Source organism: Paenibacillus sp. JT31N11, assembly GCF_056269285.1.
Window position 1 is genome coordinate 19,168 of sequence record NZ_JBWDNQ010000031.1, and the last position, 13,903, is coordinate 33,070.

Annotated in this window: 12 protein-coding genes; 6 read left to right on the forward strand and 6 right to left on the reverse strand. The window is 46.2% G+C overall.

Annotation, left to right across the window (positions count from 1 at the left end; genetic code table 11):
- Positions 1–561: 561 nt before the first annotated feature.
- Together AC0YNV_RS39190 and AC0YNV_RS39195 are read right to left on the reverse strand one after the other, a co-directional pair.
- Complete coding sequence (locus AC0YNV_RS39190; protein WP_475772871.1) at positions 562–1,833, reverse strand: IS110 family RNA-guided transposase; 1,272 nt, start codon at positions 1,831–1,833, stop codon at positions 562–564.
- 195 nt (positions 1,834–2,028) lie between these two features.
- Entirely contained in the window at positions 2,029–2,967 is a 939-nt protein-coding gene (locus tag AC0YNV_RS39195) for a helix-turn-helix transcriptional regulator (RefSeq protein ID WP_475772872.1), read from the reverse strand.
- Positions 2,968–3,119: 152 nt separating this feature from the next.
- Between AC0YNV_RS39195 and AC0YNV_RS39200 the strand changes: the two genes are divergently transcribed.
- The 4 genes from AC0YNV_RS39200 to AC0YNV_RS39215 all read left to right on the forward strand — a co-directional run bounded on the left by AC0YNV_RS39200 (position 3,120) and on the right by AC0YNV_RS39215 (position 5,768).
- Positions 3,120–3,599: a hypothetical protein gene (locus tag AC0YNV_RS39200; protein ID WP_475772873.1), complete on the forward strand. Its 480-nt coding sequence runs from the start codon at positions 3,120–3,122 to the stop codon at positions 3,597–3,599.
- Between the two features lie 24 nt (positions 3,600–3,623).
- Positions 3,624–4,100 (forward strand): GyrI-like domain-containing protein, encoded by a 477-nt coding sequence (locus tag AC0YNV_RS39205; protein ID WP_475772874.1) that lies wholly within the window; start codon positions 3,624–3,626, stop codon positions 4,098–4,100.
- Between the two features lie 412 nt (positions 4,101–4,512).
- Positions 4,513–5,157, forward strand: coding sequence for an IS110 family transposase (locus tag AC0YNV_RS39210; RefSeq protein WP_475772875.1), 645 nt, complete (start codon positions 4,513–4,515; stop codon positions 5,155–5,157).
- A gap of 23 nt (positions 5,158–5,180) precedes the next feature.
- Positions 5,181–5,768: a transposase gene (locus tag AC0YNV_RS39215; RefSeq protein ID WP_475772876.1), complete on the forward strand. Its 588-nt coding sequence runs from the start codon at positions 5,181–5,183 to the stop codon at positions 5,766–5,768.
- A 500-nt stretch (positions 5,769–6,268) separates the two neighbouring features.
- On the opposite strand, the gene AC0YNV_RS39220 is transcribed toward AC0YNV_RS39215, so the two are convergent.
- The 3 genes from AC0YNV_RS39220 to AC0YNV_RS39230 all read right to left on the reverse strand — a co-directional run bounded on the left by AC0YNV_RS39220 (position 6,269) and on the right by AC0YNV_RS39230 (position 9,349).
- Positions 6,269–7,351 (reverse strand): lactonase family protein, encoded by a 1,083-nt coding sequence (locus AC0YNV_RS39220; protein WP_475772877.1) that lies wholly within the window; start codon positions 7,349–7,351, stop codon positions 6,269–6,271.
- 590 nt (positions 7,352–7,941) lie between these two features.
- Entirely contained in the window at positions 7,942–8,373 is a 432-nt protein-coding gene (locus AC0YNV_RS39225) for a TSUP family transporter (protein WP_475772886.1), read from the reverse strand.
- Positions 8,374–9,097: 724 nt separating this feature from the next.
- A complete protein-coding gene (locus AC0YNV_RS39230; protein ID WP_475772878.1) occupies positions 9,098–9,349 on the reverse strand; it encodes a hypothetical protein in 252 nt (83 codons plus the stop codon).
- 746 nt (positions 9,350–10,095) lie between these two features.
- On the opposite strand from AC0YNV_RS39230, the gene AC0YNV_RS39235 reads away from it, so the two are divergent.
- Positions 10,096–12,636: an InlB B-repeat-containing protein gene (locus AC0YNV_RS39235; protein ID WP_475772879.1), complete on the forward strand. Its 2,541-nt coding sequence runs from the start codon at positions 10,096–10,098 to the stop codon at positions 12,634–12,636.
- Between the two features lie 195 nt (positions 12,637–12,831).
- On the opposite strand, the gene AC0YNV_RS39240 is transcribed toward AC0YNV_RS39235, so the two are convergent.
- Positions 12,832–13,092, reverse strand: a complete 261-nt coding sequence (locus AC0YNV_RS39240) for a hypothetical protein (RefSeq protein WP_475772880.1) — start codon at positions 13,090–13,092, stop codon at positions 12,832–12,834.
- A gap of 206 nt (positions 13,093–13,298) precedes the next feature.
- Between AC0YNV_RS39240 and AC0YNV_RS39245 the strand changes: the two genes are divergently transcribed.
- The coding region (locus AC0YNV_RS39245; protein ID WP_475772881.1) for an IS110 family transposase at positions 13,299–13,903 on the forward strand (605 nt) is incomplete at its 3' end.

Genomic DNA, 13,903 nt, shown 5'->3' on the forward strand with positions numbered 1-13,903 from the left:
TCTAAGTTACGGTAAGTCGGGTTTCAATATAAAATTACTTATCCAAGAAGGCTTACGGCCGTCGAGTATACACAAATTGCTAAAAAGAAGAAAATAAATCTTTATCGGGCACGTAGTTTCATGGCAAAGGTTTAGAGGGAATTATCAGTACCTTAAAAACAAGACGGAGTTAAACTCCCTCGGTACGATTAAGTTTTCTCACGAATGCTCGCTTATTCGCAGGATTTCACCCTTGCCAGAAATCCAGAAAGATAGTAAGAGAACTCACGTGGTAGACCTGGACAACATGAAGGCGTGAGGAAATAGAGGGGGCGACTATTCCCTCCCATGTTCTTCCATATTATGCACGTTTCTCCACGCTGCCCCTGGAGGTTTTCACTCCCATGTCTCAACGGGTCGATGCCCTCTCATTCCTTCGTTACACCTGTCCAAGGGGTGGAGTCCGGTCTTGCTAACGGTACGGGTTGGTGCCCTTTGGTTTAACGCATCCGGTACGCCGTGCTTTCTTTGAAATCCCGCGAATAAGCCAAAACTCGTACAACGAAACGGTAAATGTATTGATTAAGCTGCTAGCTGGATTGGCATTGTTTTAGGAGGGTTGTAGGCCTCGCCGCTACGAGCCATTCCAACTAATATTCTCGTTAATTTGCCGCATAATTTCATAATGGACCTCATTTTCTTCATCTTCTTTACCTGTACATTGTAGGCATGCATCGCTTGGAACTCTGGGTTGTTCATGACCAAACTCATCGTCATCATGAAGATGAAACGTCGGAGTCGGGATCGTCCCCGTTTGCTAATTTTCATCTGTCCGGTCCATTTGCCTGAGCTTGCTTCTGCAAGGTTAAGGCCAGCATGCCGCAGTAGGGCATTACCATGAACAAATCCGCTCAAATCTCCTGCCTCGCCTAGAATACCAGCCAGTGAAATGGCGCTGATCCCTTTGACAGCAAGCATAAATTTCGCAAATGGAATGCGTTCTAAAACGGCAACAATCTCCGTCTCTACTGTTTCTAACTGCAGGCAAGCAAGATCGTACTCATCGAGAAGTTGCTTCAAGTGAAGCTTGTAGGCATGCAAGGCCTGCTTAGAACCCACAGAACGGCTAGCAAGAGCGATAAGGGCTCGGGCTTTTCGCTCACCAGCATGCCGTTTCATCAGTGATTTCCAACCTTGTATGACGTCTTGGGGCTGTAAGGTACACACGTCCTCGGGTGTAGGAAAAAGACGAAGTGTGGCCAATGAACCCGTGCACAGGATGTTTTTGAAGACTTGCCGTAGCTCCGGGAAAACCACGTCGACCCAGCGATGAATTTGGTTCTTCGCACTCACGAGTCTCTTCACGACAAAGTCGCGATTGGAGAGAAAGACACGGAGTTCTTCAAAGGCTGCTGGTGTCGTACGAGTGAAGGAGTAGTATCCGTTCTTGACCATGTCGGCGATGACAAGAGCATCACTCTTGTCGCTCTTGGATGGTGTATTGTCGCGGTTCTCCTTGTTCTTTTTCACCAGATGTGGATTGACGAGAACGACTTCAACTTGGCGATCCGAGAGCCACTTGGAAATGTTAAGCCAATAATGTCCGGTAGGCTCCATGCCAACAATGGCCGCCGTTAAAGCATGGGCAGATTGCAGCGACTGGATCCACTGAAGAAGGCTGTGAAAACCTTGCTCATCATTGGAGAAGGATAGAGGATTACCGACCACGATTCCTCGAAAGTTAACCGCACGAGCGACATGTGTTTGCTGGGCGATGTCAATCCCGACGACTAGATGTTGGGCCGAAATTTTTTCAAGGAGTTGATTTTGTTTGTCCTGCGATTTAAACTTCATAGTAGAGCGTCCTCCTGGATGATGGGATTTAAAGGGCTATGACCCGTTGCGTACTCCCATCGTACCGAGGCGCTCGTTTTTTTGCAAAGCGGAAATTTAACGCTCTACAGGAATGCTAACGGGTACGTTAGTTTAACGATTCAAGGAGCAGCTGCTTCTTTTGTTTATTAAAGGCGGGCTCAGTGTATATTCTCGTTAGAATGTTGGCGGCACCCCTAAACGCTCTTCCAAAATCACGCGCAGCTCATCGGGAATCCGTTCGAACTCGACACCTTTCCCCAAAAACAAAAGCCAATCCGCATAATACGCCAGCGAATCAGCATCGGTCACATCCAGTTGAATATTGAATATCCCGCTCGACTGAAACATCCCGGTGAATGACAAAATAATTCCCGGGGGGTGCATGCGCTTAAAACGCTGAATCCCAGTCGTATCAAGCTTCACAACAAGATTGGACTCACGTGCAAAAAGCAGTTTTTTGCTTAAAATCTCTTGCTCTGACCACTTCAACTCCCGTTCAGAAATTGCCGAATCCCGCAACATCACAACAGGCAAATAATGAAACTCACTCGTATCAAGATCATAAACCTCGGCCAGCCACTGAGCGTTCGTGTTAAATATATGCAGCAAAAAAACGTCCATCAATTGAGGCCAGCCAGGACTCAGCTCATAAGTCAAGCGCAAGTGTTTATCCCGCACTGCAAGCGAAATCAGCTGGTTCAGCTCCTCAGGCGCCGCATCATCGAGCTCCAATAGATTCGGATTGGAAGGATTTGTATTTTCAAAAAGCAAGATATTATTCAGCTCGATTAGCTCGTCTTGCTGGGTTTGTGACGCGATGCCTATGAGTTTTTCAGTGATTGAGCGGCGATTTTGCAGATAAGGCAGCTGCGAATTTTTCGAGGCGATAAAGCTGATAAAAATCGCTTTTAGTTCTTCTGACGTGAAGCGGACGGAGGGCAGATACTGATTTTGCAGGACATTGTATCCGCCGCCGCGCCCAAGCTCGGTCGTCAGCGGAAAACCCATCGCCTGAATCTCGTTAATGTCGCGAATCGCCGTTGCGCGGGAAATCTTAAACTCCCGCTGAATCTCGGCAATCGTAAAATGCGCGCGGTTATTGATGTAGCGCATGATAAGGTTCACTCGTTCTGTTTTTTTCATGATTTTATTGTATCAAAAAAGTAGCAGAAAGCACGAAGATGAAAATAAAAAGTATCATTTTTTGATACATTCGGGAAATAGAATCAATCTTGTAAAAACAAATCCACAAAGGAGAGAACAAAATGTCTAACTACTCAATCAAAACAATCTCGGAAAACTACAAAATGACTGCTTTCGGTGTTTCACTTGAAGACTACAACGACTGGGCAGGTAATGCAGCAAAAACTACAGCGAAAAAAGCTGAAATCACTGAAAACAACAAGCTTGCTGAACTTCTCGCGCTCGCAGACGGGCAAGAATATCAAATCAATTACGTCTTCGCCGGCAAGGCTTGGCGCGGCTTCGGCGTGATTGGCGAGTTCGACGCGGAAGGCGCGGACGTCCTCGATTTCCTCGCTGGCGACTACCTCGTCGTACCTGGAACAAGCGCTGACAAAGACCGCCTTGCTGACGAAATCACTGGCAAAGTTTTCGGCGGTATGTTGCAAGGAATCACAGACTACAAATACGTTGGTCCTGGTAACTCAACATTTGTGAAAGCAGTTGAAAACGGTGAATTCTACGGCGAAATGTGGCTTCGTGTAAAAAAAGTCGAAGGCTAATTCCTGAATATAAGGAGAACTCACATGGCAAATTACACACTAGAACACAAAAAATCATTCACATTGACCGCTTATGGTTTTTCAATCCAATCGAATTTCCAAGACATGCCGGCTTTGCAAAAGGAAAAAGCTGAGTTTTGGGGCAGACTCAAAGCTGACGGGCGTTTTGATAAGCTCAAAAAATCCGCAAAGGACGATCGCGAATGGTCAGTTAACGAAGTTTATCAAGGCAAACCGTGGAATTATTTTGCGGTAGTAGCTGGCAAATCAGTGGCAGACGCAACGCGCATCATCGAGTTTCCAGAGAGTGAGTACATCGTGGTCGCAGGAAATGGCGACAAGGAAACTTTGTTCGATCAGCTGACTTACCGTGCTTTTGGTGAAATCTTGTCCCAAATCACTGACTATGCTTACATCGGCGGTCCAAATGCGACTTATCGAAAAGATAACGGAGACGGCACATTCTACGGCGAATTTTGTGTGCCTGTGGTTAAAAAATAATAAGAATAAATGCCTCAATCTTCTTGTCCGTAAGAAGTCCTCGGTTACTGCGGGCTTTTTCGTTTATCGGATTAAGGTGCGTGGCGCTTCATATATGGACAATAAGAACATTGGGATTGAAGCTTTGGTTCGCTATTTTTGGTGCAAATGATTTGGGGAACGAACCGGCACAAAGTCTATTTCTTGGGTTCCCATTTATAGTGGGTCTTCTACTGTTCGTTCTTGGCTTGATTGTGTTGGTGGTTGAGTATTTCACCAGGGATTAGTGCTAGGTTAGCTCTAACCACCAATTTATTAAGCTAAACATTCCTGTAGGGCCTAAGATTTGGCCTTTGTCAAAAAAGGAGCGCCTCTGTATGATGGGTTTGTCGAAAGGTTAATAACCCAACACCATCAAGGAGGCGCTCTTACTATGAAGTTTAAGCAATCAGCCGGACAAAATCAACGCATTGAAAGAATATCTACATCTCACCTTGTTGTGGGTATAGATATCGCGAAGGAAACTCATGTAGCACAAGCAACTAATTTTCGCGGCATCATACTGAGTAAACGACATCTAACATTCTCAAATACAATGGAAGGATTCGAAAAATTAGAACGATGGATCGATGGATTACAACAGAAACACCGTTTAAAAAGGCTCATCATTGGTATGGAGCCGACAGGGCACTACGGGTATAACCTGGCGAATTGGCTTGCCGACAAGAGCAAGAGCGTTGTCATGGTGAATCCGGCAACCACCAAAAGAAACAAGGAGAACCGGGATAATTCTCCCTCCAAAAGTGATCCGAAGGATGTTGTCATTGCTGACGTGGTTAGCCGAGGGTACTACTATGAATACTCGCGACAGGCTATCGTTTTTCAAAGGTTGAAAACGATTATGAGTGATCGGGAATTTTGGGTGTCGAATAGTGTACGGCTACAGAACCGGATCATTCGCTGGTTAGACATTCGCTTCCCTGAGTATTTCTTAGTGTTTGAAGACTGGACCTGTAAACGGTCCTTAGCTACTTTGAAAAATTTCCCTTCACCGCAGGATCTAGCGTCTCTATCCTGAAGCGAGCCGGTGGATCCACTGGCATGCAGAAAGCTGCGCAGCTCATCGCTCAAGCTAAGCGTAGTGTAGGCGAAACGACTGCCCTCGATGAAGCAAAGCAAGATTTACAACGGCTATTTCAAGAGTTCGAACGGGTTGTTGAGATACTAGAAAGAATAGAAAAGGATATACAAGTGTTGCTCAGCGAAATTCCTATGGCCAATCAGCTTCGATCTATCGGCCTGGGCACGATCTGCATGGCAGCAATTCTATCAGGAGCTGGCGACCTCAGACAGTATGCCCATGGGCGTCAATTATTGCGTAAGGCAGGCTTAAACCTAGCCGAAAGCACTTCGGGGAAGCGCAAGGGACAGATCGTGCTTTCTAAAAGAGGTGATGCTATGCTGCGAAAATATCTGTATCTGGCTATGCTCCAACTCGTTGGAAATAACGCTGTTTTCCAACAACTGCATAAGAATAATGTTCAAGTCAAGCAAATGAAGAAGCATCAATCGATATTTAAACGGATAGGGAAGTTGGCACGAACCATCATCGGCATTGTTAGTCGGGGGGAACTTTTTCTCCTGAAAAAGCTGTCCCTACCTGCATTCAAGCTGCCTAAGACGGATTAAACGATTACGTATATTGACTCATTCGCAGGATTTCACAAAGAAAGCACGGAGAACCGAGTTCGTACCCGATAAGGGCTCAGACCCGTCAGCTAAACGCTATCGGTCTCCACGCCTTGGTCAGGTGTAACGAAGGAATGTAAGGGCATAGACCCGTAGAGTTATGGGATGGTGAACCCCCAAGGAAATTGTGGAGTATGCGTGCAGAGGAAAAGTAATTGGAGAAATGTCCCACACGCTTCTTCTGTTCCCGCATGCCCAAGACCAGAGCAACGGTGTCTAATGAGCTTGCTTTCTGAACAACAGCAATATTCCATGGCGACGAAATCCTGCGAATGAGTGAGTATATGTGAGATAAACCCTTAAAACCGAGGGACGGGTACGTTAGTTTAATCAAGGCATTTGACGAAGGAGCTACCGCGGCAGCTCCTTTTTTGCTTCTTTGCAAAATCTCGGTTTTACGAACAACGAGGAGGATAATAGATTAGATTACGGCATATAGATCAAAGTACCGCCAAACCTTGCGATCCAAAATAGGAGACATAACTCGACGCAGCAACCTGTAATCTAACTAAACGACTTCCCTCGTCATTGATTTGAAATACCGATACTGTACCCTGATTTCCGTTAAGCGTATAGAGATATCGTCCATCTTGACTGACTTCAATATTCATTGGAAAACCGGTTGGTATTCCTGCCGGCGTACTGGTAACATGCCCGGCTACTGTTAAGGCACCGCTGCTGCTAATTAGAAAGATGGTTATTGTACCGTTTAAGGTGTTGGTCGCATATGCAAAACGTTCATTTTTCGATGCCGCCACCCAACAAGTGGCCTTTTGTCCCGTCGGTACAGAGCCACTTATTACTTGAAGTATGCCGTTGTTGCTTAAGGAATAGGAAGAAAGCGCATTAGAACCTACTTCCGTAACTAAAAGCAGCCCGGAGGAAAGGAAATAAGAGCCAAACGGCATGTTACCATTGGATTCATTAATCATTGGTCCTGTTACCGTGCCATTTTGATTAACGTTAAAGACGCTGAGACGGTTTGTGGTAAGTTCAGGTATAACTATTTTGCTTCCGTCTGGAGTAAACAGGACTTGCGCGGGTTGAGCATTAATGGTGCTTAGAGAGCGAATAGATCCTGGAATAGGAATAAGACGCCCGTTATCATCTACATAAAAACCAGAAATATTCGACGCAAAATGATTGGCGGCATCTCCTACATTGGAGACATAGAGAAGGTTTCCGAAAACACCGATACTATTGGGTTGGGCACCTCCTGATGGTTTTATGTCCGAGAAGATAAGATGCCCATTTTTAGTTACCATAAAGCTGCTGATACTATGATTACCTGCATTAACCGCAAAAAGGAAACGACCATCACGGGACAAAGTTAAAGAGCCTTGAGAATGAAGAGGATCGATTCCATCGTTCGGCGTTGCGGTTGAGACCTCCTTTGTCCCCGTACCTTTTCCATAGGTCGGATAGGAAGCCATAAAGGTGAGCAATCCATTCATGTCCCGGTAAAATGCCACGACCTGATTCATATCGTTCGTATTGGTCATCATGTATACCATACTGGGCATTTTGTGATTCCCTCCTGCATATAATAACCGAATTATAATGGGTCAAGTTACGAACAATTGGTCCAACAATGATATGTTCTATATTATTCTTCGGAATAATCTTTGAGACCTAAAACCAAGCTCTAACAGATAAGATACAGACCAAGCGATTACAATGAAGAGCAAATCACGTAAGAATAAAAAACATTGCCTTCAGAGGCGATGTATTTTGAGTATCAAATAACCTGAGATTATGGTAAATAAACCAAATATTTATTTGTTGTATATTTCCGATAATTTATTTAAATAAGCATTCATTACATCCGGTAGAAAGACCAAACTCATATATTTACCCTCACGAATATTTTGAATAAGCCCAGCAATTTCAAGTTCCTTTAAATGATGGGAGATCGATGGATTCTTGCATCATGATTGAGAAATTGCTTTATAACACGTGTTAAGAAGGGGGGCGATCAGCTTGCCGCATATCAGTAGTAATCCACATGTAAAGAAAAAAGATAACTAAGTCTATAAAACGGGGTCTAAATATTTACATATAAAAGATAGTATTTATGCACGTCTAAACAACAATAAAATGCCAAACAAAATGATCAAAATAAACACAAACCTTTCAAAATTGTGGCTAGGAATACGTCGATGTAAAAAAGTCCCCAGTAGCGTTGCGATAACAATTGCTGGCAGAGATAATCTGAAAGGGTAAACAAATCTTTTGTCCATAACCCACCTAGTGCTTGACCGGCAACCACAAATATACCAGAAATAAGAAAATGAGCTTGTAAGGTTCCTCGGAAGCGATCTGGGCTCCAACGACGTATGGTACCGTAGACGACGATAGGTACCCCATTAAAATTAAAGGCGCTACCAAGCATCCCAGCAGCAAAGCCAAATGGCAATGCCCAAGCGGGATTATTCAATAAAGGAGGACGTTGTGATGTCTTAGTTAACATAGGCTTCGTTAGCGAGTAAACTCCATATGCGATAAGTGTCCGATGAAAATGAAATCTTAGACTGGAGTCGTTGATTTGACGCGGTTTTTAGGAGTAGAGCATCGGCAGATCTTAAGAAATAAGTATTAGACTAAACTTCACTATTACGAAAGGCAGTCTGAAGACTTGGAAAATAAAATAGTAGACTGCCTCTTGTTATTGAGCTATCGTTCTCCGTTAGGTTAGTCAGGACACGATTTTTTATTATGCCCTCAAGAGCTACCTCAACCAGTGGTGAAGAATTTTTCGGTCTAACTTCATCGAAAGGAAGCCATTCAAAGCTTTAGAGTCTTGTCCCTCAAACGATTCGACCTATAAAGGAAGCATTCTCCACCCCAATATGAACTTCATATAAAATTGCAATATGATGCAAGATTTTAGTGGAGCAATCATGTTGTGTAGCACCTATTTCCTCTCTAATTTCCCGTTTTAATGCTTGCTCTAAGGGACTCTGAAGCTTCTAGGCGACTACCAGGCAAGTCAAATTGGACGGTGTAAGGACCTAAACTTTTCATAGCTAAGTTCTTTTCGTCAACCGCAGCTATCCCGTAAACCCCTATTGGTCGATAAAACTTGTCCTCCAATTAAGGTCGCAGCCCTGCCTGCTCCCGTCATAAAAATTTATCAATGTAAACATCTTCATATGTTCAAACATACACCACCTCGTCGCTCTGGGCGTCTATAAAGAGCGGGCAGTCCACCATGTGCATAAGTCGGTACCCATTCTTCCGAGCACTCCATACACAGGAAGGCTTGCAGGTTAAGGAGCCGGCAATCCGTTCGAAGGCTTCTTCTTTGCTAAATACTGCAGGCGAATGCGGCGGCATCTCGGATCTACGGCGCCGATAATGACATAGGTCCCCGCATCGACAAATACCTTGGTTCTTCCGAGACCGACCTCAACCGTTCGAGCACGGCGGAAATCATGCCGCTTCTGCGTAGAACAAGAGAGATCATCCGTTAGCCGGACTCGTTCGGCCATCGTTCCATGGCCCGTTCCGGACCGTCTCATAAACGCGCTCAAGTTCATCTGGGCGGATCGGAACCGTATCTGGGTGCGTAGCCTCACTGTCGATTACATCATCGTACCGCTCCCTTTCTAACAACCTAACCAGGAAAAACCACCGGTATGCTTTTGTGGGGAGATGGCAAATGCAATTTGTTTCTCGCCGCACGAGAAAATATGGAGAAATAATGAAATAGATGATATATTCAAAATTCTAGTAGACAATATAAGCATATTATGGTGAAAATAGGATTAGATAAAAATTACGCATGCAAATAAATATTGACAACAAGTTCACCGTCGTTAAGAAGGGCGCCAAACACTCAGAAGCAGTGATACTTCTGGCCAATCAATCGGTCAAAAATTAGTTCGGCGAAACGGCTGATGCCGGCAAATTCCACAGTCAGGAGGGAATCTAGTTCTTTCTGAAATGCCATAATTTTATCGTAGTAGCCTTTATTCTCGCCGTCCAGCGTGAAAAACTTCCGAATGCAGACTGGAAAGCGTTTCCGATTCCGTAAGACGCCACTTGGGAGACGGCTGGAACTGGCGCAATCTCCAATATTGAAAGACACGAAGCAGTCGTCGAAATTTTGAAGTCGCAGGATCCTTCCAAGCTATGGCGATCGCGAGGCATGGGGTTATCTGCGCGTATTCGGTAAAGGCGGCTCTCAGGAATTGCTAAAGCAGTACTCCGATTTGAGATAAATCATGTAACTTTGTTACAAATACATTATATTAGGAGGGTATGTATGAAAGCACATAAGAAATGGATCGCCTTTATGCTGTCCATTTGCATGTTGATGGGGACGTCTGTAAGTTTGGCAGCGGCGCCTGTCACGGAGGCTCCCGTGTCTAGCGAGGGGGTAGGAAACGCCGTTACCCTCACCCTCGACCCCGGCGTCACGTATCAAGTCATGGAGGGATTCGGCTTCTTCGGCGCTATGAGAAACTGGAGTAATAGCGTCATCAACCCGAATCAATACTATTCAGAAGCTTGGATTGACGAGATTTTGCTTGACCTTGGCCTTACTATGTGGCGCAACGAGGTATATCCTTTTATACCTCCGGACACGGGGCATACTACCTACGACAGCCCCACCTATGGCACTCAGGATACGGACTGGGCAAGGCAAAAGCCTATGGTAAAAGCCCTGAACGACAGGGCTAAGGAATTGGATATCCCCCTGAGGATTATCCTTACCGCCTGGACGCCGCCGCCGCAATGGAAAAGCAACCAGCATTCAAAGAGCATATCCGGCGGAGACGGCAGTCAGGAGACTTTGATAGCTATCGGCGGGCATACGGGATACCTTCTACCCGAGCATTTTGAGGATTATGGCCGCTGGTGGGTGGAAGTCCTTGATATGTACAAGGCCGAAGGAGTGGACGTATACGGCATAAGCCTGCAAAACGAGCCTTTCTTCCCTCAGACCTGGAATTCCGCCTATATCATCCCCACCCAGTACGTAGCCATGTTAAAAGCCGCCGTGCCTGTTATCAAAGAGGCGTATCCCGACATAATTATATACGGCGCGGAGCATATGCTGGAGCATGAGAACCGGGGTTGGAACCCATACCATCCAGTGATTATGGCCGACGCCGCAGCAAGAGAGAACCTTGACGCTTTCGCTGTGCACGGCTACTCGGACGGCACCCAGGCCACCGATATCAGTATGCATAAAGGGTTTTGGGAGGCTGAAAAAGCTACAACCGCGCCTTCCGGCAACCCCAGATGGATGACCGAAACATCCGGCTACGGCAATAACTGGCTTAATCGGGAGAGCAACGGGAACAGCACGCTTACCTTAGCCATGGCTATACAATCCGCCTTGCTATACGGCGATGTTTCCGCATGGACATTCTGGCAGGGCTATGTGTCGAGTACCAATCCAAACCAATATGAGCTGACGAGTCAGAGTTTAGGCCGAAACAGCAAAAAGTATGCCACTTCAAAGCACTTCTACAAATATATCAGGCCTGGTGCCGTCAGGATTGACAGCCAAGTGACAGGCGTGCCGGAAAGCGACCTGCTTGTTACAGCCTTTACCCATCACGAAGACCAAACCCTGGTTATAACCTTGGTAAACTCAAGCCTAAACAACCAGGTGCTAAACATCGAAGGCGTAAGTGCGTTGGAATACGATATGTATGTAACTAACGCGACTGACAATTTCACATCCAAAGGTAAAGTATCAGGCGACATCACTATCCCGGAACGTTCCGCCGTGACTTTGGTAGCCGATACCAGCGGCACAAACGTAATACCGAGCCAATATACTGTTACCTTTGACGACGAAGGTGTTAAATCCCCCACCAAGGTTGATGTTGGCCAAACTGCAACGGAACCCGCGAACCCAGCCCGCGCGGGCTATATCTTTAACGGCTGGCGGGTAGGCAGCGCGGATCGCGGGATCCTTTATGATTTTAGAAAACCCGTGCTTTCCAATTTAACGATTTACGCCTCCTGGATACCGGAAAGCATGGTGCTGACCGATGTCGCCATAGTCGAAGCGGCCCAAGTGGGCGGCGCAGATGGTACAGCCGACAGCACAGGCATACAGATTACATTCAACAAGGCGGTAACAGGCCTGACTGCCGATGATATAACCGTCACCGGCGGCTCCACGGATTTTTGGGGGTCGTCGCCGCTCAATACGGGCGGCATCACCGGAGCGGCAGTCAAGGGGGCTACATTGACCGGCTCCGGCGCGACTTACACCGTACACCTCTCAAGTGTGGCAAGAGGGGGCATTGTCACCGTCGGCGTAAACAACTTCGGGACCTTCAACATAACCGGAAACACAATGCGTACCGTGGAAGTATTTAAGGATAGCAGAGATCCGGCGGATATATGTACGGTCACCTTTGACACCGGCGAGGGCAGCGAAGTTCCAAACGCCACTGTAACACTTGGCCAAACCGTCGCCAAGCCAACCCCGGACCCAACCCGTGAAGGCTATACTTTTGACGGCTGGCGTATAGGCAGCGCGGCTGGCGACGCTTACAACTTCGACGACCCTGTAACCTCTGACTTAACATTGTTCGCCGCGTGGGTGGAAATCACGCTCGTCAGCGCGACGCCTTCCGCATATGTGACGAAACTCACCGGTAATATGAACGATCTGGCGATCACGGTGACAGAGAGCTATTCCAACGGGACGAAAAATTATATCACTGTGAAGCTGAAGATCAAAAACAACGCCGCGGGGACGTATCAAGTCGGCGGGTATAGGGTCTATGTCGATACGAAGGGCAACACGCAGATTCACGATATCCGCATCGTGAACTAACGATTTCTTATGTGTTAATCAATTAACGAAATCGTTACAGGTGATTGCAATGTATGACTTCCGCGGGCGGCCACGGCGCGAACATGGTTTGCGCTTCGGCTGCCCGCATACTGTTTTTGTAATAGGCTCTTTTCTAGAAAATTGTTGCCCTCACATCTAAAAGCAAAATAAACCCTTACCGTTAATTAGTAGGGGTTATGCTTGTTTTTTAACCTGTTCAAAAAGCGGTTCTTCCAGCCATCCCCAGCCCTTCTGCGTGGATACCAGTTCGTAACGATTTATTAACAATTCCAATAATTTAGTCAGCCACTTGGATTTTGGCCCAGTTTGTTTATTTGCAACTCCTATAACATACTCGTAGATAAAATATTCGTAGTCAGGATCAGTAAAATGGAGTTGTGGGACAAGAGAGCCTTCATAGCTTTTAAGAAAATGGGTAACCAGCTTTATATTCATCGGGGTATCAATTTTCAATACATAGCGAGGTTGATCGTTGTGGGTAACAACGTAAACTTTGCCCTCGCCTTGCAACTAAAGGGTACGATAGCATTCCTGTAGAGCGTTAAATTACCGCTTTGCAAAAAAACGAGCGCCTCGGTACGATGGGAGTACGCAACGGGTCATAGCCCTTTAAATCCCATCATCCAGGAGGACGCTCTACTATGAAGTTTAAATCGCAGGACAAACAAAATCAACTCCTTGAAAAAATGACCGCCCAACATCTGGTCGTCGGGATCGACATCGCCCAGCAGACCCATGTTGCACGAGCCGTTAACTTTCGCGGTATTGTGCTTGGTCATTCCCTTTCCTTCTCGAATGATGAGGAAGGTTTTCACAGCCTTCTTCGGTGGATACAGTCGCTGCAATCCGCTCACGCTTTAACGGCGGCCATTATTGGCATGGAGCCTACCGGACATTACTGGCTTAACGTATCCAAGTGGCTCTCGGATCGCCAATTTGAAGTCGTTCTCGTCAATCCACATCTGGTGAAAAAGAACAAGGAGAACCGTGACAATACACCATCCAAGAGTGACAAGAAGGATGCTCTTGTCATCGCCGACATGGTCAAAAACGGATACTACTCGGTTACTCGCAACACACCAGCAGCCCTTGAAGAACTCCGTGTCTTTCTCTCCAATCGCGACTTTGTCGTAACGAGACTCGTGAGTGCGAAGAACCAAATTCATCGCTGGGTCGACGTGGTTTTCCCGGAGCTGCGGCAAGTCTTCAAAAACATCATGTGCACGGGTTCATTGGCCACACTTCG